Source organism: Nonomuraea sp. NPDC003804, assembly GCF_040610675.1.
Lineage (GTDB): Bacteria > Actinomycetota > Actinomycetes > Streptosporangiales > Streptosporangiaceae > Nonomuraea.
This window is the reverse complement of record NZ_JBEXMT010000003.1, coordinates 94,510-112,310: the sequence shown is the minus strand read 5'-3', so window position 1 is coordinate 112,310 and position 17,801 is coordinate 94,510. Positions and strand designations below refer to the sequence as shown.

The window sequence follows — 17,801 nt, the reverse complement described above, 5'->3', positions numbered from 1 at the left end:
CGCGGGACCCGACCCCGCGCCCGGGTCAGGAAGGGCGGCGCCGGTGCGCCAGCGTGCGGTCCTTCAGCTCCTCGGCCTTCTCCTCCAGCAGCCCGGCGTACGCGTTCACCTCGGCCGTCACCTCGACCAGGTTCGACGCCGCGCGGTGCAGCCGCCCGACCACCCGCGAGGTCGCGGGAGCGCCGGCGACCCGCGCCACCCAACGCCGGCGGAGCCGGGTGAAGAACCCGCCCATCCTGCTCATGTCGCCCAGCATCGCACAGTTTGAACAGGTTCAGGGGGACGGGCGCGTGAATTCTGTGACCAATGTGGTTGCTATCACTGAATAACGGGGCAATTCAAGTGACTTTAATGAACGGGTCTGGTTGACAGCCTCCCACCTGCGAAACGAGCATTAGTCCTCGCATTCGGGCCCCGCGCCAGGCCGGTAGATGCACATAATGGCCTGAATTCCGCAAATTCATCATGGGAGCCCCCCACCTATGAGGACCAGCGAAAAACCCGCCGCCAACGCGGCGGGACCCGCAGGCGCGCTCTCCAGCAGCACGTCACGCAAGCTCCCCGTGCCGCCCCGCGAGCGGAAACCCGCGCTCGCCGCGCTCGCCGTCCTCCTCATTCTCGGTGGCGCGCTGGCCACCACCCTGCTGGTGATGCGCAGCGGCGACCGCATTTCCGCGATCAGAGTCGTGCAACAGATCGGCGCGGGTCAGAAGATCTCCCCGAACGCACTGGAAGAAGTGCAGATAGCCGATACCGGCATCGATTATGTGGCGTGGTCGCGGCGGTTCGCGGTGATCGAGACCTACGCGAGCGTGACCCTCCTGCCCGGCACCCTCCTCACCGACCAGATGACCGTCACCGCCAGCCAGGAGCTCGGCCCAGGCAAGGCGAAGGTGGGGCTCGCGCTCAAGCCGGGACAGGCGCCCGCCGGGCTGAAGGAGGGCGACCGCGTGCAGGTCATCCACGTGCCCGGCAGGTCGGCGACCGCGCAGGGCAGGGTGCTGGCCCCCAACGCCCTGGTCCACGTCGTGGGCGCGCCCACCAGGTCAGGATCGGCCGGACTGGTCACGGTGATCGTCGACGCCACCGTGTCGCCGCAGATCGCCGCCTACGCCTCCAGCGGCGAGATCGCGGTGGCCGAGCTGCCGGGAGCGCGCTGACGTGGCGCTGATCGTGCTGGCCGCCGACAAGGGCGCGCCGGGCGTCACCACCGCGGCGACCGCGCTCGGCGCCGTCTGGCCGCGCGCCGTCCTGCTGGCCGAGTGCGACCCGGCGGGCGGCGACCTCGCCTACCGGCTGCCCGCCGCCGACGGCGGCATGCTCAACCCCGGCCGGGGCCTGCTCACCCTCGGCGCGACCGCCAGGCGCGGGCTCGAACCAGGGCAGATCCACGAACACACGCAGAAGATCATCGGCGGGCTCGACGTCCTGGCCGGGCTGACCCACGGCGAGCAGGCGGCGGGGCTCACCTGGATGTGGGGGCCGCTCGGCCGCGCGCTGGCCGGCCTGCCGTACGCGGACGTGCTGGCCGACTGCGGCAGGCTCGGCGGCCACCCGCAGACGGACGAGCTGATCGCCGAGGCCGAACTCCTCGTGCTGTTCACCAGGGCCAGCCTCGACCACGTCGCCCACCTGCGCGAACGCCTCGCCGTCCGGCCCAGAGGGCCACAGGTCGGGGTGGTCGTCATCGCCGACCCGCGCAGCTACCGCGCCTCCGTCGACGAGGTGCGCAGGATCGTCGGCGGCCAGGCGGCGTTCGTGGCGGGGCTCGCGCACGACCCCAAGGGGGCCGAACTGCTGCGCGGCCAGTGGGGCGGCAGGCTCGACCGCTCCCTGCTCATCCGTACGGCCCGCGAGCTCGCCGGACGCCTGTCCGCCCAGGTGAGGGTGCCATGACGCTCGACCATGCGCTGGTGAAGCGCTTCCGCCAGGAGGTCGGCGACCGGCTGGCCCACCAGCGCCGCCTCGACCAGGCCAACGGCATGCCCGCGATGACCGGCGAGGACGAGCGGCAGTTCGCCAGGGCGCTGATCTCCCAGGTGCTGGAGGAGTTCGCGCGCGGCGAGATCGGCTCCGGCCGTACCCCTCCGACGCTGGAGGAGGAGGAGGCGCTGGCGGCCGGGATCCACGCCGCACTGTTCGGCGTCGGCCGCCTCCAGCCGCTGCTCGACGACCCCGACGTCGAGAACATCGACATCAACGGCTGCGACCGCGTCTTCGTCGGCTACGCCGACGGCCAGGAGCTCACCCACGAGCCCGTCGCCGAGTCCGACGAGGAGCTGATCGAGCTCATCCAGATCCTGGCCGCCTACTCCGGGCTGTCCAGCCGGCCGTTCGACACCGCCAACCCGCAGCTCGACCTGCGCCTGCCCGACGGGTCGCGGCTCTCGGCCGTCATGGACGTGACGGTCAGGCCCGCCGTGTCGATCCGGCGCGCCAGGCTCGGCAAGGTCTTCCTGTCCGACCTGGTGGGCAACGGCACGCTGAGCCCCACCCTGGCGCGCTTCCTCACCGCCGCGGTCGCCGCCAGGAAGAACATCATGATCGCCGGGTCCACCAACGCGGGCAAGACGACGCTCCTGCGGGCCCTGGCCAACGAGATCCCCGCCGCCGAGCGGCTGATCACCGTCGAACGCGCGCTGGAGCTCGGCCTCGACCAGTTCCCCGACCTGCACCCCAACGTCGTCGCCTGCGAGCAGCGCCTGCCCAACGCCGAGGGCCAGGGCGAGATCACCATGGCCGAGCTGGTGCGCAGGTCGCTGCGGATGAACCCGTCCCGCGTGATCGTCGGCGAGGTGCTCGGCGACGAGATCGTCACCATGCTCAACGCCATGACGCAGGGCAACGACGGCTCCCTGTCGACCATCCACGCCAACTCCAGCATGGAGGTCTTCAACCGCATCGCCACCTACGCGCTCCAGGCCGCCGAACGGCTCCCGGTCGACGCCACCCACATGCTCATCGCCGGCGCGATCGACTTCGTCGTCTTCATCGAGAAGCGCAACGACTACGCATCCGGCGGCACGCTGCGGCGCTTCGTCTCCAGCGTCAGGGAGGTGAACGGCGTCGACGGGCGCGTCCTGTCCAGCGAGATCTTCGCGGCCGGGCCGGACGGCTCCGCCGTACCGCACGCGCCCGTCTCCTGCCTCGACGAGCTCACCCCCCACGGCTACGTCCCGGGAGCATGGTGATGATCGGCCTCGACCCCCTGGCCATGTTCGCCGGCGCCGGCGCCGGCGCCGGCATCTTCCTGCTGGTCCTCTCCATCCACGGCGTCCGCCCCCGCCCCCGGCCGGCCTCGCGCGGGCTGCTCCGCACGCTGTCCACGCGTACGGCGGTGGCCGCGGTCCTCGCCACGGTGATCCTGGCCGTCACCCAGTGGCCGGTGATGGCGGTGGGCGCCGCGCTGCTCGTCTTCGCCTGGCGCGGCCTGTCCGGCGGCGCGGCCTCCGAACGGGCCGCCATGGTGCGCCTGGAGGGCCTGGCGGCCTGGACCGAGTCGCTGCGCGACACGATCGCCGGCGCCGCCGGACTGGAACAGGCCATCCCCTCCTCGATCCGGGCCGCCGCGCCGATGCTGCGGCCCCACCTGCGGGCCATGGTCGACCGGCTGCACACGAGGATGGCGCTGCCGCAGGCCCTGCGGCTGTTCGCCGACGAGCTCGACGACCCCTCCGCCGACCTGGTCGTCGCGGCGCTCATCCTCAACGCCAGGCTGCGCGGGCCCGGCCTGCGCGACGTGCTGGGGGCGCTGGCGGTCTCGGCCAGGGAGGAGCTGGACATGCGCCGCCGGGTCGAGGCGGAGCGCCGCTCCACGCGCAGGTCCGTGCAGATCGTCGTGCTCACCGCGCTCGGGTTCGCGGCGGCGCTGGTGGTGTTCAACCCGTCCTACGTGGCCGAGTACCGCTCGTGGTTGGGCCAGGCGGTTCTCGTCGTGGTGGCGGGGCTGTTCGGGGCGGGGTTCGCGTGGATGCGGCGGCTGGCCCGCTTCGACAAGCCGACCCGCCTGCTCGCCCTCGACCAGCCCAAGCCCGCCGCGCACCGCCCGCCGAACGCCTCGGGCGCCTCAGGCGCCGCAGGCGACTCGGGGGTCGGCTCGGCCGGTCCGGTCGGTCCCGGCCCGCGCGGTCCGGTCGGTCCGGTCGGTCCGGCCGGTCCGGTCGGCTTGGGTGGCTTGGGCGGTCCCGGCTCGGGCGGTCCGGGTGGCTCGCCGTACCTGAGAGGAGGCCTGGATGGTTGAGGGCGTGCTGGCCGGAGGGGCCCTCGGGCTCGGGGTCTTCCTCCTGACGCGGGCGATCTTCCCCGCCCGCCCCGGGCTCGTCGCCCGCCTGATGGCCCTCGACGCCGCCAGGCAGGACGCCGACGCCCCGCGGCTCCCGCCGATCCTGCCCGAGGAGGAGGTCAGCGCGTTCCGGCGCGGCCTCGGGGTACGGCTGGCCCGGTTCTACGCCACGCGGGGCTGGGAGGTCCGCTCGATCAAGGCCGACCTCGCGCTCGTCGGACGCTCGTTCGAGGGGTTCCTGGCCACCAAGGCGCTGCTGGCCGCCTCGGGGTTGCTCGCCTTCCCCGTGCTCGTCGGGTGGCTGACGCTGATGGAGTGGGGCGTCTCGCTGACCGTCCCGTTCTGGGCGGCGCTGGCGGTGTCGCTGGTCTTCTTCCTGCTGCCCGACCTGCAGATCAGACGCGACGCGGCGGCCAAGCGGCGCGACTTCCGCCACGTCGTCGGCGCCTTCCTCGACCTGGTCGCCATGAACCTGGCCGGCGGGCGCGGCGTCCCCGAGGCGCTCATGATGGCCGTCTCGGTCAGCGGCGAGTCGCCGAACTGGGCGATGTCCCGCATCAGGGAGGCGCTCAGCGGCGCGCGGATCGTCGGCATCACCCCGTGGCAGGCGCTCGGCCAGCTCGGCGAGGAGATCAACGTCGACGAGCTGCGTGACCTGTCGGCGGCGCTCGGGCTGGTCGCCGACGACGGCGCGAAGGTGCGCGCCTCCCTGACCGCCCGCGCCGCCACCCTGCGCCGTCGCGAGCTCGCCGAGATCGAGGGGCGGGCGGGCGAACGGTCCCAGTCCATGCTCGTCGCCCAGCTCCTGCTGTGCGCCGGGTTCGTGATCTTTCTCAGTTTTCCCGCCGCGATGAAGATGTTGGGGTCCTGATGAACCATCCCTGGATCGTGTACCTGACGGCCTACCTCGGGGTTCGCCTGCACCGCGCCCGCACCGCCCCCACCCGCGGGGCGTCCGCCGTCGAGTGGGTGATCATCACCGCGATCATCGCGGGAGTGGCGCTCGGGCTCGCGACGCTCATCAAGACGCTGGTGGAGCAGAAGCAGTCCGACCTCCAGAACAGCTTCGGCGGCGGCGGGTCCGGCGGCGACGAGTGAACCCTGGTGGCGCGGGGCGGCGGCGGGTTCGGCGGCGACGCGCGAGCCCCGGTGGCGTGGGGCGGCGGGAACGAGGGGCCACGGTGGTCGAGCTGGCGCTCGTCATGCCGGTCGTGCTCGCCGTGGTCCTGCTCATCGTGCAGGTCGCGCTCTGGTTCCACGGACGGCAGGTGGCCGACGCCGCCGCGCGGGAGGGGGCGAGGGTCGCCAGGTCGGCCCCGTTCGACTCGACGAGCTGGCAGGACGAGGCCGTCGCCAGAGCCGAGGACGTCGCCCGCGCCATCGGTCCTCGCATCCTCGGCGGCGCCGCCGCGTCGGCCGTACCGAGGGGGGCCGACGAACGGTGGGTGACGGTGACGGGCAGCGCCGTCCAGGTGATCCCGCTGCTCCCCGACCTGTCGTTCACGATCACGGCGACGTCGGGTGGCCCGGTGGAGTGCTTCCGCCCCGACAACGGAGGCGAGGACTGCCGTTGAGCACGATGAACGCCGACAGCGGCTCGATGGCCGTGGAGACCGTGCTGCTGGCCCCGGTCTTCCTGTTGTTCCTGCTGTTCCTGGCGGGCGCGGGACGGCTGGTCGAGGCGCAGGGCGAGGTGAACGGCGCGGCCATGGACGCCGCGCGGGCCGCCTCCGTCCAGCGCACGCTCGACGCCGCCGAGGCCGCAGCCACGGACAGCGCCCGGTCGGCGCTGGAAGGCGAGTGCGACGCCCCGCGGGTCTCGCTGTCGGGAACCCGGTGGGAGGAGGGCGGCCAGGTGCAGGCCGCCGTCACCTGCGAGCTGGACCTGGAGTTCCTGGGCTTCGGGGCCGGCAAACGGATGACCGGCACCTCGGTCGTCCCCCTGGAGCAGTTCAGGAGGGTCGAGTGAGCGGCGAGCGCGGGTCGATGTCGGTGTTCACCGTGCTGTTCTCGGTGGTGGTCTTCCTGCTGGCGGGCCTGCTCGTGGACAGCGGTGCGGCGACCAACGCCAGGCTGCGCGCCGCCGACGTGGCCGAGCAGGCGGCCAGGGCGGGCGCGGACCGGATCGACGTGGAGCACCTGCGCCAGACCGGCCAGGCCCGCCTGCTGGGCCAGGACGAGGTGTGCGCCCGCGCCGCGGAGGTGGTCGAGGCCTACTCCTCCGCCTCCTCGGCCGCCTCCTCCGATGTACGGCCCGCCGCCTGCACGGTCACCGACGCGCAGACGCAGGTGACGGTCGCGGTACGGGTGCGGTGGACGGCGTACTTCCTCGGAGCGCTGGGCTTCCCAGGCGCGCAGATGGAGGGGCAGGCCACCGCCGCGCCCGACGCCCGCTGAGCCAGACCGAACCACGTCACCCGCCGGCCCGGCCCGCGGCGGGTGACGACGCTGGATGTGAAGGAGGGAGAGGCCATGCCGACGCGAGAACCCGCGCGCGCGGACGGTCCCGCACACCCCGAAGACGGTACGGCCCCTGCCGCGCCCGGTCCCGCGAAACCAGCGGAGCGGCCGGTGCGACCGACCGACGATCCCGGGCGGCCGGTGCGCGGTTCGGAGGGTCCTTCGGGTGGCGTTGGGCGGCCGGCTGACCGGTCGAGGGGGGCCGGTCAGCGGCCGAGGCCCGCCCCCGTGCGCATCCCGTCGAAACGGACGCCCGGTGACATCGTCGCGGGGCTCGGCGCGCTCGTGGTGCTGGTCGCGCTCGTGGGCGGCGTGCCGTACGCGCTGCTGACGCTGGCGGGCCCGCCTATCTCGCCCGAACTGCTCGACCTCGACCTCCTGACCAGCCAGGTCGGGCCCGGGACGGTCGTCGCGCTGATGGTGCTGCTGGTGTGGCTGGCCTGGTTCCAGCTGTTCGTGTGCGTGGTCGTCGAGGTCTACGGCGGGGTGCGCCGGGTCGGCATGCCGGCGCGCGTGCCGCTGTCGGGGGCGACGCAGGCGCTGGCCAACAGGCTGGTGTCGGCGGTGCTGCTGCTGTTCACGGCGGGGGCGGTGGTCGTGCCGGTGTCCGGGCTGGGCGCGCCGGTCGCGCGGCCCGCGATGACCGCGGTGGCGTACGCGGCCCCGGTGCCCGAGGCGGAGACGGTCGCCTACAAGGCCAAGAAGGTCTACACCGTGCAGCCGCCGCACGGCAGGCACCACGAGAGCCTGTGGGAGATCGCGGAGAAGTGCCTGGGCGACGGGCGGCGATATCCGGAGATCTTCCAGCTGAACCAGCACAAGGAGCAGCCCGACGGGTCCCGCCTGCGGATGGCGGACCTGATCAGGCCAGGCTGGGTGCTGGACATGCCGGACGACGCGGTCAACGTGCACATCGTGCCCGCCGGGCAGTCGAGGGAGCGGACGCTGGAGGAGCACCCCGGCCCGCCCCGCGAGACGCCGGCCACGGTGGGGGAGAAGGCCGGACCCGGCCGCCAGGACTCACGGACCCAGCAGCCGAAACCCGAGGCCACCAAGCAGGCCGAGGCCACCAAGCAAGCAGAGGACGCCAAACGGGCGGAGGCGGCCATGCAGGCAGAGGACGCCAAGCGCGCGGAGGCAGCCAAGCAGGCGAGGGAGGCCAAGCAGGCGGAGGAGGCCAAGCGCGCGGAGGAGGCGAAGAGGGCTGACGAGGCCGCGCGAGCGCACGATACCGAGCGGGCCGAGGCGGCCGAGACGGCCGCGCGCGATGCGGGCCGCCCGCCGGGGCAGTCCGGCGGCGCCGGCGACCGGTCCGATCGCGCCGACCTGAATCCCGGGCTGGACCTCGTCGACTACCTCGCGGGCGCGTCCCTGGCCGCCGCCGGTCTGCTGGTGATCCTCGGCGGCAGGCGGCGCCGCCAGCTCTGGCACCGCGCCTTCGGCCACCGCATCGCCCGCCCCCGCGACGACGCCGCCAAGGCCGAGGTGGCGCTCCGCCTCGGCGCCGACGCCCCCGGCGCCCGCATGCTGGACATCGGCCTGCGCCTGCTCGGCGCCGAGCTGGCCGCCCAGGACCGTGTCCCGCCCACCGTCTACGCCGCGCACCTGTCCGCCAGGACCCTCGACCTGTGGATCCATCCGGCCTCCCAGGACGCCCCCGAGCCCTGGGAGGCGCAGGACGGCGGGCAGGTCTGGCGGCTGGCCGCCCACGCGGGCAGGCTGCTGGAGGAGCAGCACGGCGGCGCGCCGTACCCGGGGCTGGTCTCGCTGGGCACGGACGGCGGCGGCCGCGTCCTCGTCGACCTGGAGGCCGCCCACGGGCTGATCAACATCCGCGGCCCGCACACCACCGCCGCCCTGGCCGCCCTGGCGGTCGAGCTGGCCACCAACAGGTGGTCGGACGAGATGCGGGTCACGCTGGTCGGCTTCGGCGAGGAGCTGACCGCGATCGCCCCTGGCCGGGTCAGGTCCGTGGGAAGCCTGTCGGAGGTCCTCCCGGAGCTGGAGAGGTCGGCCGCGCCGCGCCAGGAGGTGCTGACCGGGCGGGTCAACGGCCGCTCGCATCTGGCCCACTACCTGCTCAGCGCCGTCGCGCCCACCCAGGAGGAGGCTCGCCGCCTGGCGTTGCTCGCCAGGAAGGACACGGCGGGCTTCGTGGTCACGGGGGAGGTGCCGCACGCCACCTGGACCATGGAGATCACCGAGGACGGCCGCGCCCGCGTCCCCGAGCTGGGCCTGGAGGTGACGGCGCAGCTGCTGCCCCGCCGCCACTACCACGCGCTGCTGGATCTGTTCGACACCGCCGGGCGCCACGAGGGCGAGGCGATGCCGGACCCCGAACCGCTGGAGGACCTGCACCCGCCCGCCGTCGAGATCAGGCTGCTCGGCCCGGTCGAGGTCATCGGCCCGGAGGCGATGGAGGAGGGGCGGATGGAGCTGGCCACCGAGCTGCTGGTCTACCTGGCCACGCACCCGGGCGGGGTCCATCCCGTCGTGCTCGGCGGCGTGCTGTGGCCGCGCGGCGTGCAGGCGCTGGTCCGCGACGCCACGATCGCGCGGGTCGCGCACTGGCTCGGCGAGGAGCACCTGCACACCGACGCGGCGGGCCGTCTCAGGCTCGGCCCGGAGGTGCGCACCGACTGGATGCTCTTCCGCGAGCTGGTCAGGCGCTCGCACGACGACCCGACCGCGCGCGCCGTCCTGCTGGAGAGGGCGCTCGGGCTGGTCAGGGGGCCGCTGCTGGCGGGCAGGCCGGCCGGCAGGTACGCGTGGCTGGCAGCCGACGAGCTGGAGTACGACGTGGCGGCGGCCGTCGCCGACGCCGCCCACCGGCTGTGCGAGGTCAGGCTGGCCCACGGCGACGCGGACGCGGCGGTGGCGGCGGTGCGGGCGGGACTGCTGCTCGCCGCCGACGACGAGGGCCTCTGGCGTGACCTGTTGCGCGCCACGCACGCCACGGCCGACCCGGTACGGCTGCGCGCCGTCGTCGAGGGCCTGACGCGCCGGGCCGCCTCGCACCCGTACGGCGGCGGCATGGCGCCCGAGACCGAGGCGCTCATCGACGATCTGCTGCCGTCATGGCGGATCCACGTGGTCAGGGAGTCGTCGGCATGACCCATACCGAAACCCGCACCTCATTGGCTCCCGGACGGCGGGGAGACCTAGCGTGATCCGCATGCGTGGGCTGATCGCACCGGTGGTCGCCGCCCTGCTCGGGGCCGGTTGCGCGGCCTCCGGTGGCGACCGGCCCTTCGCGCCGCGCCAGGCGGTCGCCCCCGCGACGGCCGCCGCCGTCCCCTCGACCGAGACGATCCCGGTGGGGCCGAGGACGAAGGTGCTGGTGGAACGGCCCGCCACCGCCGACCTGCGGCAGGCCGCGCTGCTGACGGCGTTCACCGACATCTACGCCGGCATGTGGAAGGCGGTTCTCACCGGCGACGACGCCTACCTGGCGAGGGTGGCCGACCCTGGCGGCCGCGCGGCGCTCGACTGGGTGGAGAGCTTCGCCGGACGGTCGGTGCGCGGCACCGCGCGGATCTACGCGATGAACGTGACGGCCGTCATGGACGGCGGCGCCGAGGTCGCCGCCTGCGTGGACGAGACGCGCCTGCGGCTGCTGACGGGCAGGGGCGGCGTCGCCGTACCGACCCAGCCCGCCTGGACGCGCGCCGCCTACCTGCAGGCCATGATCCTCGCCCGGGGCGACGACGGCGTCTGGCGGGTCAAGGACTTCAGACACGGCAACGAAGGGTGCGCCCGATGAACCGCCTCCTCTCCGCCGCCGCCGCGGGACTCCTGCTGCTCGACCCGGGAGGTCCGCGCGGCGACGGCTTCCAGGACGGCCGGACGGCCGGCGTCCGCCTCGAGAACTCCAAGATCGTGATCACCGGGAACGGCGCCAGGAGCGGGAAGGGCGACGGCTACCAGCTCGACCGCCCCTGCTGGTACGAGCCGGGGCCGGACGCCTCGGAGATGTTCAGGACCCAGGAGGACGTCAGGGCCTACTGGTTCCGGATGCACCCCGACGGCACGGAGGCGCAGTTCCAGGCCTTCCTCAAGCAGTTCAAGGACAAGATCGGGCAGCCGGGCCGCTGGTGGACCCCCGCCTACAACGAGGCCGACGCGCGGGGCAGGGCCTGCTGGGGCGCGCTCGACCAGTTCGTGTGGGTGCCGCCGGGCACCACGCCGCCGGCCGGCATCACGCTGGCCGAGCTGGTGGAGATCGCCAGGGCCGCGCTGACCGTGCCGGAGCCGCAGGTGCGGCTGAACCCCGACGCCAAGAGCTACGTCAACCTGCCGACCTGGGTGTGGCTCGGTGAGGTGGGGGAGAGTACGCGTTCGGTGACCGCGTCCATCCCGGGTGTGATGAGCGCGACCGTCACCGCTTCGCTCCAGGACATCAAGATCGACCCGGGCGCGTCGCCGGACCGGGCCGAGGTGCGCGAGGACTGCGGGACGTCGGGCCGGCCGTACCGGAAGGGCGGCGAGTTCACCTGCGGCGTGCGCTACCTGCGGGCCTCCGTCGACCAGCCGCGGGAGGTGTACGTGCTGACGGTCACCACGGTCTGGCCCGTCGAGGTGGAGGACGACGTGGTGCCGTTCGCCTACGACCCGGTCGAGGTGGGCGCCAGTCGCGACGTACCCGTCGGCGAGGTCCAGAGCACCGTCAGGCGTCGCTGACCGTGTGCACCGTCAGGCGTCGCTGACCGTGTGCACCGTCAGGCGTCGCTGACCAGTTTCTGGAGAAGCTCGCGCAGTTCCCGCTCGGGCTCGGGGCCGCCGAGCAGCTCGCGTACCCGCGCCTGGAGCGCCTGCTGCGCCTCGCCGGCCGTGGCGAGCCGCCGCCTGCCGAGGTCGGTGAGATCCAGCGCGTAGCGGCGGCGGTCGTGCGGGTCTCTGCCGCGCGCCACGAGGCCCGCGTCGACCAGCTCGTTGACCACCTCCGCCGCGGCCGGTTCGGTGATCCCGAGGTGGCGGGCGAGCCGGTGCTGGGGGCAGGGCGCGAGCTCGTCGAGCCCGGCGAGGGGGCCGAAGTGCCTGGTCCGCAGCCCGCTGTCGGCCAGCAGGGCGTCGCCGAGCCGGCGCAGCCGGTAGTGCGCCTGGGTGATCAGGTACGCGGTGCTCTGGACCTGCTCGGGCTCGGGGAGCAGCAGGGTCAGCAGCTCGTTCAGCCGGGTGCGCTCGGCCGGCGTCAGGGTGGCGGTCACCTCGGCGTCGTGGGCGGCCGCGGCCTCGCGCATGCCTTTCAGCGCGTCGCGGCCCTTGGCGGTCAGGCGCAGCTCGTTGGAGCGGCGGTTGCGGAGGTTGCGGGTCCTGGTGACGTGGCCCGCCTCCTCCAGCGCGTCGACGAGCCGCACCATGATCGTCCGGTTGATGCCCAGCCGCTCCACCAGGTCCTGCTGCGAGCAACCGTCCTGGTCGGCCAGGACGTCGAGGACGACGAACTCGCGCGAGCGCGACTCGCCGGCCAGCCGTACGAACGCCTGGCGCAGCAGGTTGCCGAGGGAGAGTTTGAGCAGGTCGGACAGCGTCGTGGACACGAGAATCATCATATCAGCGCATTGATAGTTGGAATGTTGACAGTTAGGCATGTGTCGCTTTACGGTTCCGGCATGACGTACAAGCTGGACATGACGATGATGGTCACGGTGCACGACGCCCTCCGGCGCGAAGCGGAGCGCATCGCCCGCATCACCGCCCGCACGGGCGACGACCCGCGGCGGCTGCTCGGCGCGGCCGTGGGCTGGGAGATGTTCAAGACCTACCTGCGGGTGCACCACACCACCGAGGACGACATGCTGTGGCCGGTGATGGAACGCGCCCTCGCCGGCCAGACCGACGAGCTGGCCCTCCTCGCCGCCATGGAGGCCGAGCACGCGCTCATCGACCCCCTCCTGGAGTCCTTCGACGCGGCGATCGCCGATCCCGACACGGGCCACGAACGGCTCGGCGACCTCGCCGACAGCCTGACCACGGTGCTCGGCGGCCACCTCCGGCACGAGGAGCGTGAGGCGCTCGCGGTGATCGACCTGAGCGTCACCGAGGAGCAGTGGCGGACCTTCGGCCAGGAGCACTCCAGGCGGATCGGCGCCGACGCGTCCCGCTACCTGCCCTGGGTGCTGGACAGCGCGGGCGAGGAGCGGACCGCGCTCATCCTCGGCCGCATGCCCGATCACATCCGGGCCGCCTACCGCGACGAGTGGCGTGCCGCCTACGACGCGTCGAAGATCTGGGAACCGTCCGGAAGACGATGATCGTCGGCACTCGCCCGCACCCCTACGATGATCACCGATTGGTGTCCTTCGTCCCTTGGGGGAGCGGTTCCGGTGTTTCGTCAGGAACGCGTGCGTGCGGTCCTCGAAAGCTCGCTCGTGCAGCGAGCGGTCATCCTGGTGATCGTGATCAACGCGATCACCATCGGGTGCGAGACCAGTTCATTCCTGATGGAGCGGTTCGGGGGGCTGCTGCACACGATCGACAGGATCGCGCTGACGATCTTCGCCGCCGAGATCGCCGCGCGCCTGTACGCCTACCGCAGGTCCTTCTTCGCCGACCCCTGGAACTGGTTCGACACCGTGATCGTGGCGGTCGCGCTGGTGCCCGCCTCCGGACCCACCTCGGTGCTCAGGGCGCTGCGCATCCTGCGGGCGCTGCGCCTGGTGTCGGCGGTGCCGAGCATGCGCCGCGTGGTCGGCGCCCTGCTCGCCGCGGTGCCGGGGATGGCCTCCATCATCGGCCTGCTGGTGCTGATGATCTACATCGCCGCGGTGATCGCGACCAAGCTCTTCGGTGAGATCGTGCCCGAGCGCTTCGACGAGCTGCCGCGCTCGCTGTTCACGCTGTTCCAGATCATGACGGGGGACGACTGGGGCAACGTGGCGCAGGAGGTGATGAAGGAGAAGCCGTGGGCGTGGCTCTTCTTCATCGTCTACATCCTGATGTCGACCTTCGTCGCGCTCAACCTGTTCATCGCGGTCGTCGTCAACGCCATGAACGACACCGAGCCGTCCGCCGCGGAGACGCGGACCCAGGTCGAGCTCGCGGCGGTCAAGGAGGAACTGGCCGCCCTGCACGCCAAACTCGACCAGCTGCTCCTGCGGCCGGAGCCCGAGCCCGCCACCGGCCCGCGCCGCCGGTCCCCGAAGACCGCCACGGCCGTGGGCCCGGGCCGCCAGTCGCAGAAGACAGCCGCCATCCAGGAGCCCTGACGTCAGCCGCCGAAGACCGCCAGCCCCTGATGGTCGCCGAAGTGGATGCCGATCAGCCGGTCGGCGTCCGCGCGGTCGAGCACGAGCGCGCCCGCCGCGGGGTCCGGGTCGCCCGCGCGCACCCGGTCGAGGAGCGCGCGCCAGTGGCGGCGGTGCCGGGTGAAGGTCGCGCCCGCCACGACCCTGCCCCTGGCGTACTGCCCGGCGAGAGCGACCTCAGGGGGCGCGTCGAGCAGCAGCAGGTGCAGCTGCGCGCGGTGGCGGCGGGCCAGCCACGCGAAGCCCCGCAGCACGCGTGGCCCGCAGCCCCTGTTGTGCGCGATCACCGGGCCGCCCACGCGCAGGCCGCGGCTGATCCGCCACACGTGCGTGGCGAACACCACACCGGTGCGCACCGGTTTGGGCGCCCAGCGCAGCCTGCCGTCCCATCGGGCGCGTGACTGCTGCGAGTCGATCACCGTCACCCGCCCGGCGGTGAAGGGGACGCGCTCGGTGCCGTCCATGCCGTACAGGCGGCGCAGGAGGGTCGTCTTGCCCGCGCCCGGCAGGCCGGTGACGATCACCAACGACTTGGCTGGGTAGCGCAGGGTGCCGATCGCCCCGGGGACGGTCATGCGCGCCAGCATACGTCGCGCGATCGGTAACCGGCGCCGCGAGCGCCGGTCAGGCGCGCGACGACTCGTGCTCCAGCAGCCACTCCTTGACCGGCACGCCGTAGTAGTAGCCGCCGAACCCGCCCGTGCTGGGCAGCACCCGGTGGCAGGGCACGAACGGCGCGATCAGGTTCTGGGCGCAGGCCGACCCCGCCGCCCTGGCCGCGGTCCGGGGCAGCCCCGCTCGCTCGGCCAGCTCCGCGTACGACACCGTGGTGCCCGCCTTCACCTCGCGCAGCGCCTGGTGCAGCCGCTTGCGGGTGGGGGAGCCCGGCTGCTCGACGGGAACGGTGTCGAGGGCGTCGAGGTCACCCGCCAGGTAGGCGCGTACCGCCTCCGCCGGGGCGCCGAGGTCGGCCACGACGTCGAGGCCGAGCGCCTGCAGTTCGGGCGAGAGCCGGGCGAACATGTCGGCGGGCTCGGCGGTGAACCCCGCGGCCACGATCACGCCGTCCCGCGCCAGCAGCGCGAGCGGACCGGCAGGGGTGGGCAGCAGCTGTGCTTCGATCATGAAGAGCTCCAGAGGTGAAGGGCGGCGTAGGCCCGCCAGGGCCGCCACCGTTCGAGATGGTCCTGAGGGATGCCGAGCGCGGCCATGCGCTTGTCCAGGACGAGGTCGCCGGCCGGCCACGCGTCGGGGTCGCGCAGCGCGCGCAGGGAGATGTAGCCGGCCGTCCACGGGCCGATGCCCGGCACCGTGAGCAGCTCGGCGACCGCGTCGGCGGGGTCCTGGCCGCCGTCGAGGTCGATGGCGCCGGCGGCCACGCGGCCCGCCAGGTCCTTCAGCGTGGCCACGCGCCTGGTGGTCATGCCGAGCCCCGACAGGTCCATGTCGGCGAGTTGCGGTGCGGTGGGGAAGCCGCCCGCCCTGTCGACGATCCTGCCGAGCAGCGTCCTGGCGCCCGCGACCGAGATCTGCTGGCCGACGATCGCCCGTACGGCCAGCTCGAACCCGTCGAACGCGCCCGGCACGCGCAGCCCGGGACGGGCGGCCACCAGCGGGGCCAGCGACGTCGCGCCGAGCGCCTCGCTGATCGCGGCGGGGTCGGCGTCGAGGTCGAGCAGCCTGCGGCAGCGCGCCACGAGCCTGGCCAGATGCCTGGTGTCGTCGAGCGACGCGTCGAGCAGGACGTGCCCGTCTCCCGGCGTCAGCGTGATCGAGCCGCCCCGCACCGCCCGGCGGTAGGAGCCGTGCTCGACGCGCTCCAGCCCGGGGACGGCGCGCGCGGCCAGGAAGGCGAACAGCCCCTCCACGTCGTACGGCTCCCGCCAGTTCAGCCGGAGCCTGAGCGCCGCGGGGGCGCCGGGCCGGTGCGCGGTGGCGCGCATCTCCGACGGCGTGAAGCCGTAGGTCTCCTGCATGGTGGCGTTGAACTGCCGCACGCTGCCGAAGCCCGCCGCGAACGCCACCTCCGTCACCGGCAGCGCGGTCTCGGTCAGCAACTGCTTGGCCAGCAGCAGCCGCTTGGTGCGGGCCACCGCCAGCGGGCCGACGCCCAGCTCGGCGACGAACAGCCGGTGCAGGTGCCGTTCGGTGATGTGCAGCCGCGTCGCCAGCCCCGCCACGCCGTGGTCGTCGGCCGCGCCGTCGTCGATCAGCCGCAGCGCCCGCCCCACGAGGTCGCCGCGCACGTCCCAGCCCGGGTCGCCGGGCGACAGCTCGGGGCGGCACCGCTTGCACGGCCGGAAGCCCGCGGCCTCGGCCGAGGCCGCGTGCCGGTAGAAGCGCACGTTGCGCGAGGCGGGGGTGCGCGCCGGGCAGATCGGCCGGCAGTAGATGCCGGTGGTCTTCACCGCCGTGTAGAAGCGCCCGTCGAACCTGGAGTCCCGCGCGGACACCGCGCGGTAGCAGGCGTCGAAGTCCAACGTTTCCATGCCACGACGCTATCCCCTGCTGGGTGCCCCCAACTGGCGGATTTCAGACCTCACCGTGATCAGCGGTGTCCACGACAGCGCGGTGAGGATCGCGCCTGCCCAGAGCGTGGCGCGCACCCCCCACAGCTCGCCGATGCCCGCCGCCAGCAGCCCGCCGAGCCCCACCGCGCCCATCAGGATCACCTGCATGATCGAGGTCATCCGGCCCAGCATGTGGTCGGGTGTGAGCTGCTGCCTGAAGCTCACCAGCAGCACGTTGTTCACCCCCGTCCGCACGGACTGGACGAAGAAGCCCGCGGCCGACAGCCAGATCCAGACGCCCTGGTCGAGCAGCGGAACCAGCAGGGAGAACGGCCCGGTCAGCACGCCGATCAGCCAGACCGCGCGGCCCTGGCCGAGCCACCTGGCGCACAGGTGCGCGCAGGCCGATCCCACCAGCGCCCCCACCCCGCTGGCCGCCAGGAAGGCGCCGTACACCCACGCGGGGAAGCCGAGATCCCGCACCAGCAGCACCGGCAGCAGCACCGTGGCCAGCGGGAAGCCGAGGTTGGCCAGCGCCCCCTGGGCCGCGATCGGCACCAGTATCCGGTTGCCGAACAGGAACCGCAGGCCCTCGCGCAGCTGCCGCCCGACCGGCTCCCGTACGGCAGGCGGCGGCCCGGCCGCGGGGATCCCCCGCAGCCACAGCGCCGACCACACGTACGTCACCGCGTCGAGCAGCAGCACCAGCGGCGCGCCGAGCACCTGGGTGAGCACGCCGGAGACGCTGCGTCCGGAGATGTACATCGCCGAGGCTGTCCCGACCAGCAGCGAGTTGGCGGAGGTGAGCCGGTCGCGGCCGACCAGCGCGGGCACCAGGCTGTGCGAGGCGACGTCGAAGAACAGGGTGCCGACGCCCGAGACGATCGCGACCAGGTACAGCTGCTCCATCGTCAGCGCGTCCAGCCACCAGGCCGCCGTGACCGAGACGAGCGCCGCCGCGCGGAGGAGGTCCATGGCCACCATGACGGGGCGCCGCCGTACCCTGTCGACCCATACGCCCGCAGGCAGGCCCATCACCAGCACGACCAGTGTCGCCAGCGAGCTGAGCAGGCCGACCTCGCCCGCGCTCGCGTCGAGCACGCTCACGGCCAGCAGCGGCAGCGCCACGTAGGAGAGCTGGGTGCCGAACTGGCTGCCGAACGCGGCCACGTACAGCCGCCGGAATGCGCGATCCATGCCTGGCACCATGCCTGCGGCGATGGTCTAATGGCGATGGATTAAGGAGACAGCGAATCGAACTCACCTTCACCGTCCAGGACATCGCCAACACGCGCTTCGCCC

At 73.2% G+C, this 17,801-nt stretch carries 20 protein-coding genes; 14 read left to right on the top strand and 6 right to left on the bottom strand.

The window, feature by feature from the left end; genetic code table 11:
• Nucleotides 1-25 precede the first annotated feature (25 nt).
• Nucleotides 26-244, bottom strand: a complete 219-nt coding sequence (locus ABZX22_RS04855) for a hypothetical protein (RefSeq protein ID WP_354906147.1) — start codon at nucleotides 242-244, stop codon at nucleotides 26-28.
• Nucleotides 245-482: 238 nt separating this feature from the next.
• Here ABZX22_RS04855 and ABZX22_RS04850 point away from each other — a divergent pair, with 238 nt between their 5' ends.
• The 12 genes from ABZX22_RS04850 (at nucleotide 483) to ABZX22_RS04795 (ending at nucleotide 11,422) form a co-directional block, all read left to right on the top strand.
• The gene (locus ABZX22_RS04850; RefSeq protein ID WP_354906145.1) at nucleotides 483-1,160 is read left to right on the top strand and encodes a hypothetical protein; all 678 of its coding nucleotides are present in this window, start codon (nucleotides 483-485) and stop codon (nucleotides 1,158-1,160) included.
• 1 nt (nucleotide 1,161) lies between these two features.
• On the top strand, nucleotides 1,162-1,896 hold the full coding sequence (locus ABZX22_RS04845; RefSeq protein ID WP_354906144.1) for a hypothetical protein: 735 nt from the start codon (nucleotides 1,162-1,164) through the stop codon (nucleotides 1,894-1,896).
• Nucleotides 1,893-3,191, top strand: coding sequence for an ATPase, T2SS/T4P/T4SS family (locus ABZX22_RS04840; protein WP_354906142.1), 1,299 nt, complete (start codon nucleotides 1,893-1,895; stop codon nucleotides 3,189-3,191). Before ABZX22_RS04845 ends, ABZX22_RS04840 begins: the two co-directional genes overlap by 4 nt.
• A complete protein-coding gene (locus tag ABZX22_RS04835; protein WP_354906140.1) occupies nucleotides 3,185-4,240 on the top strand; it encodes a type II secretion system F family protein in 1,056 nt (351 codons plus the stop codon). Before ABZX22_RS04840 ends, ABZX22_RS04835 begins: the two co-directional genes overlap by 7 nt.
• Nucleotides 4,233-5,153, top strand: a complete 921-nt coding sequence (locus ABZX22_RS04830) for a type II secretion system protein (protein ID WP_354906139.1) — start codon at nucleotides 4,233-4,235, stop codon at nucleotides 5,151-5,153. The genes ABZX22_RS04835 and ABZX22_RS04830 overlap by 8 nt, the downstream gene beginning before the upstream one ends.
• Nucleotides 5,153-5,380, top strand: coding sequence for a hypothetical protein (locus tag ABZX22_RS04825; protein ID WP_354906138.1), 228 nt, complete (start codon nucleotides 5,153-5,155; stop codon nucleotides 5,378-5,380). The genes ABZX22_RS04830 and ABZX22_RS04825 overlap by 1 nt, the downstream gene beginning before the upstream one ends.
• A gap of 83 nt (nucleotides 5,381-5,463) precedes the next feature.
• Nucleotides 5,464-5,856, top strand: a complete 393-nt coding sequence (locus ABZX22_RS04820; protein WP_354906136.1) for a TadE/TadG family type IV pilus assembly protein — start codon at nucleotides 5,464-5,466, stop codon at nucleotides 5,854-5,856.
• Nucleotides 5,857-5,861: 5 nt separating this feature from the next.
• A complete protein-coding gene (locus ABZX22_RS04815; RefSeq protein ID WP_354906492.1) occupies nucleotides 5,862-6,251 on the top strand; it encodes a TadE/TadG family type IV pilus assembly protein in 390 nt (129 codons plus the stop codon).
• Nucleotides 6,248-6,679, top strand: coding sequence for a pilus assembly protein TadG-related protein (locus ABZX22_RS04810; RefSeq protein WP_354906134.1), 432 nt, complete (start codon nucleotides 6,248-6,250; stop codon nucleotides 6,677-6,679). Before ABZX22_RS04815 ends, ABZX22_RS04810 begins: the two co-directional genes overlap by 4 nt.
• 291 nt (nucleotides 6,680-6,970) lie before the next feature.
• Entirely contained in the window at nucleotides 6,971-9,856 is a 2,886-nt protein-coding gene (locus ABZX22_RS04805) for a BTAD domain-containing putative transcriptional regulator (RefSeq protein ID WP_354906132.1), read from the top strand.
• 61 nt (nucleotides 9,857-9,917) lie between these two features.
• The gene (locus tag ABZX22_RS04800) at nucleotides 9,918-10,505 is read left to right on the top strand and encodes a hypothetical protein (protein ID WP_354906130.1); all 588 of its coding nucleotides are present in this window, start codon (nucleotides 9,918-9,920) and stop codon (nucleotides 10,503-10,505) included.
• On the top strand, nucleotides 10,502-11,422 hold the full coding sequence (locus ABZX22_RS04795) for a hypothetical protein (RefSeq protein WP_354906129.1): 921 nt from the start codon (nucleotides 10,502-10,504) through the stop codon (nucleotides 11,420-11,422). Before ABZX22_RS04800 ends, ABZX22_RS04795 begins: the two co-directional genes overlap by 4 nt.
• 38 nt (nucleotides 11,423-11,460) lie before the next feature.
• Here ABZX22_RS04795 and ABZX22_RS04790 read toward each other — a convergent pair whose 3' ends face one another.
• Nucleotides 11,461-12,282, bottom strand: a complete 822-nt coding sequence (locus ABZX22_RS04790; protein ID WP_354906128.1) for a MarR family transcriptional regulator — start codon at nucleotides 12,280-12,282, stop codon at nucleotides 11,461-11,463.
• Between the two features lie 72 nt (nucleotides 12,283-12,354).
• Here ABZX22_RS04790 and ABZX22_RS04785 point away from each other — a divergent pair, with 72 nt between their 5' ends.
• Nucleotides 12,355-12,996, top strand: a complete 642-nt coding sequence (locus tag ABZX22_RS04785) for a hemerythrin domain-containing protein (protein WP_354906126.1) — start codon at nucleotides 12,355-12,357, stop codon at nucleotides 12,994-12,996.
• A 72-nt stretch (nucleotides 12,997-13,068) separates the two neighbouring features.
• On the top strand, nucleotides 13,069-13,950 hold the full coding sequence (locus ABZX22_RS04780; protein ID WP_354906124.1) for an ion transporter: 882 nt from the start codon (nucleotides 13,069-13,071) through the stop codon (nucleotides 13,948-13,950).
• Between the two features lie 2 nt (nucleotides 13,951-13,952).
• On the opposite strand, the gene ABZX22_RS04775 is transcribed toward ABZX22_RS04780, so the two are convergent.
• Genes ABZX22_RS04775 through ABZX22_RS04760 form a run of 4 tightly spaced genes read right to left on the bottom strand, consistent with a single transcriptional unit; the run spans nucleotide 13,953 to nucleotide 17,696 of the window.
• The gene (locus ABZX22_RS04775; RefSeq protein WP_354906123.1) at nucleotides 13,953-14,564 is read right to left on the bottom strand and encodes an AAA family ATPase; all 612 of its coding nucleotides are present in this window, start codon (nucleotides 14,562-14,564) and stop codon (nucleotides 13,953-13,955) included.
• Nucleotides 14,565-14,613: 49 nt separating this feature from the next.
• Entirely contained in the window at nucleotides 14,614-15,114 is a 501-nt protein-coding gene (locus ABZX22_RS04770; RefSeq protein WP_354906122.1) for a methylated-DNA--[protein]-cysteine S-methyltransferase, read from the bottom strand.
• A complete protein-coding gene (locus tag ABZX22_RS04765; protein ID WP_354906121.1) occupies nucleotides 15,111-16,478 on the bottom strand; it encodes a DNA-3-methyladenine glycosylase 2 family protein in 1,368 nt (455 codons plus the stop codon). The genes ABZX22_RS04770 and ABZX22_RS04765 overlap by 4 nt, the downstream gene beginning before the upstream one ends.
• A gap of 9 nt (nucleotides 16,479-16,487) precedes the next feature.
• Nucleotides 16,488-17,696 (bottom strand): MFS transporter, encoded by a 1,209-nt coding sequence (locus tag ABZX22_RS04760; protein ID WP_354906119.1) that lies wholly within the window; start codon nucleotides 17,694-17,696, stop codon nucleotides 16,488-16,490.
• Between the last annotated feature and the right edge of the window lie 105 nt (nucleotides 17,697-17,801).

What these genes read in the sequence shown, in the direction of transcription:
- ABZX22_RS04830 (WP_354906139.1), top strand. Translation starts at nt 4,233, where the DNA reads ATGGTTGAGGGCGTGCTGGCCGGAGGGGCCCTCGGGCTCGGGGTCTTC.
- ABZX22_RS04850 (WP_354906145.1), top strand. Translation starts at nt 483, where the DNA reads ATGAGGACCAGCGAAAAACCCGCCGCCAACGCGGCGGGACCCGCAGGC.
- ABZX22_RS04815 (WP_354906492.1), top strand. Translation starts at nt 5,862, where the DNA reads ATGAACGCCGACAGCGGCTCGATGGCCGTGGAGACCGTGCTGCTGGCC.
- ABZX22_RS04795 (WP_354906129.1), top strand. Translation starts at nt 10,502, where the DNA reads ATGAACCGCCTCCTCTCCGCCGCCGCCGCGGGACTCCTGCTGCTCGAC.
- ABZX22_RS04775 (WP_354906123.1), bottom strand. Translation starts at nt 14,564, where the DNA reads ATGACCGTCCCCGGGGCGATCGGCACCCTGCGCTACCCAGCCAAGTCG.
- ABZX22_RS04855 (WP_354906147.1), bottom strand. Translation starts at nt 244, where the DNA reads ATGAGCAGGATGGGCGGGTTCTTCACCCGGCTCCGCCGGCGTTGGGTG.
- ABZX22_RS04785 (WP_354906126.1), top strand. Translation starts at nt 12,355, where the DNA reads ATGACGTACAAGCTGGACATGACGATGATGGTCACGGTGCACGACGCC.
- ABZX22_RS04770 (WP_354906122.1), bottom strand. Translation starts at nt 15,114, where the DNA reads ATGATCGAAGCACAGCTGCTGCCCACCCCTGCCGGTCCGCTCGCGCTG.
- ABZX22_RS04765 (WP_354906121.1), bottom strand. Translation starts at nt 16,478, where the DNA reads ATGGAAACGTTGGACTTCGACGCCTGCTACCGCGCGGTGTCCGCGCGG.
- ABZX22_RS04840 (WP_354906142.1), top strand. Translation starts at nt 1,893, where the DNA reads ATGACGCTCGACCATGCGCTGGTGAAGCGCTTCCGCCAGGAGGTCGGC.
- ABZX22_RS04835 (WP_354906140.1), top strand. Translation starts at nt 3,185, where the DNA reads ATGGTGATGATCGGCCTCGACCCCCTGGCCATGTTCGCCGGCGCCGGC.
- ABZX22_RS04825 (WP_354906138.1), top strand. Translation starts at nt 5,153, where the DNA reads ATGAACCATCCCTGGATCGTGTACCTGACGGCCTACCTCGGGGTTCGC.
- ABZX22_RS04760 (WP_354906119.1), bottom strand. Translation starts at nt 17,696, where the DNA reads ATGGATCGCGCATTCCGGCGGCTGTACGTGGCCGCGTTCGGCAGCCAG.
- ABZX22_RS04800 (WP_354906130.1), top strand. Translation starts at nt 9,918, where the DNA reads ATGCGTGGGCTGATCGCACCGGTGGTCGCCGCCCTGCTCGGGGCCGGT.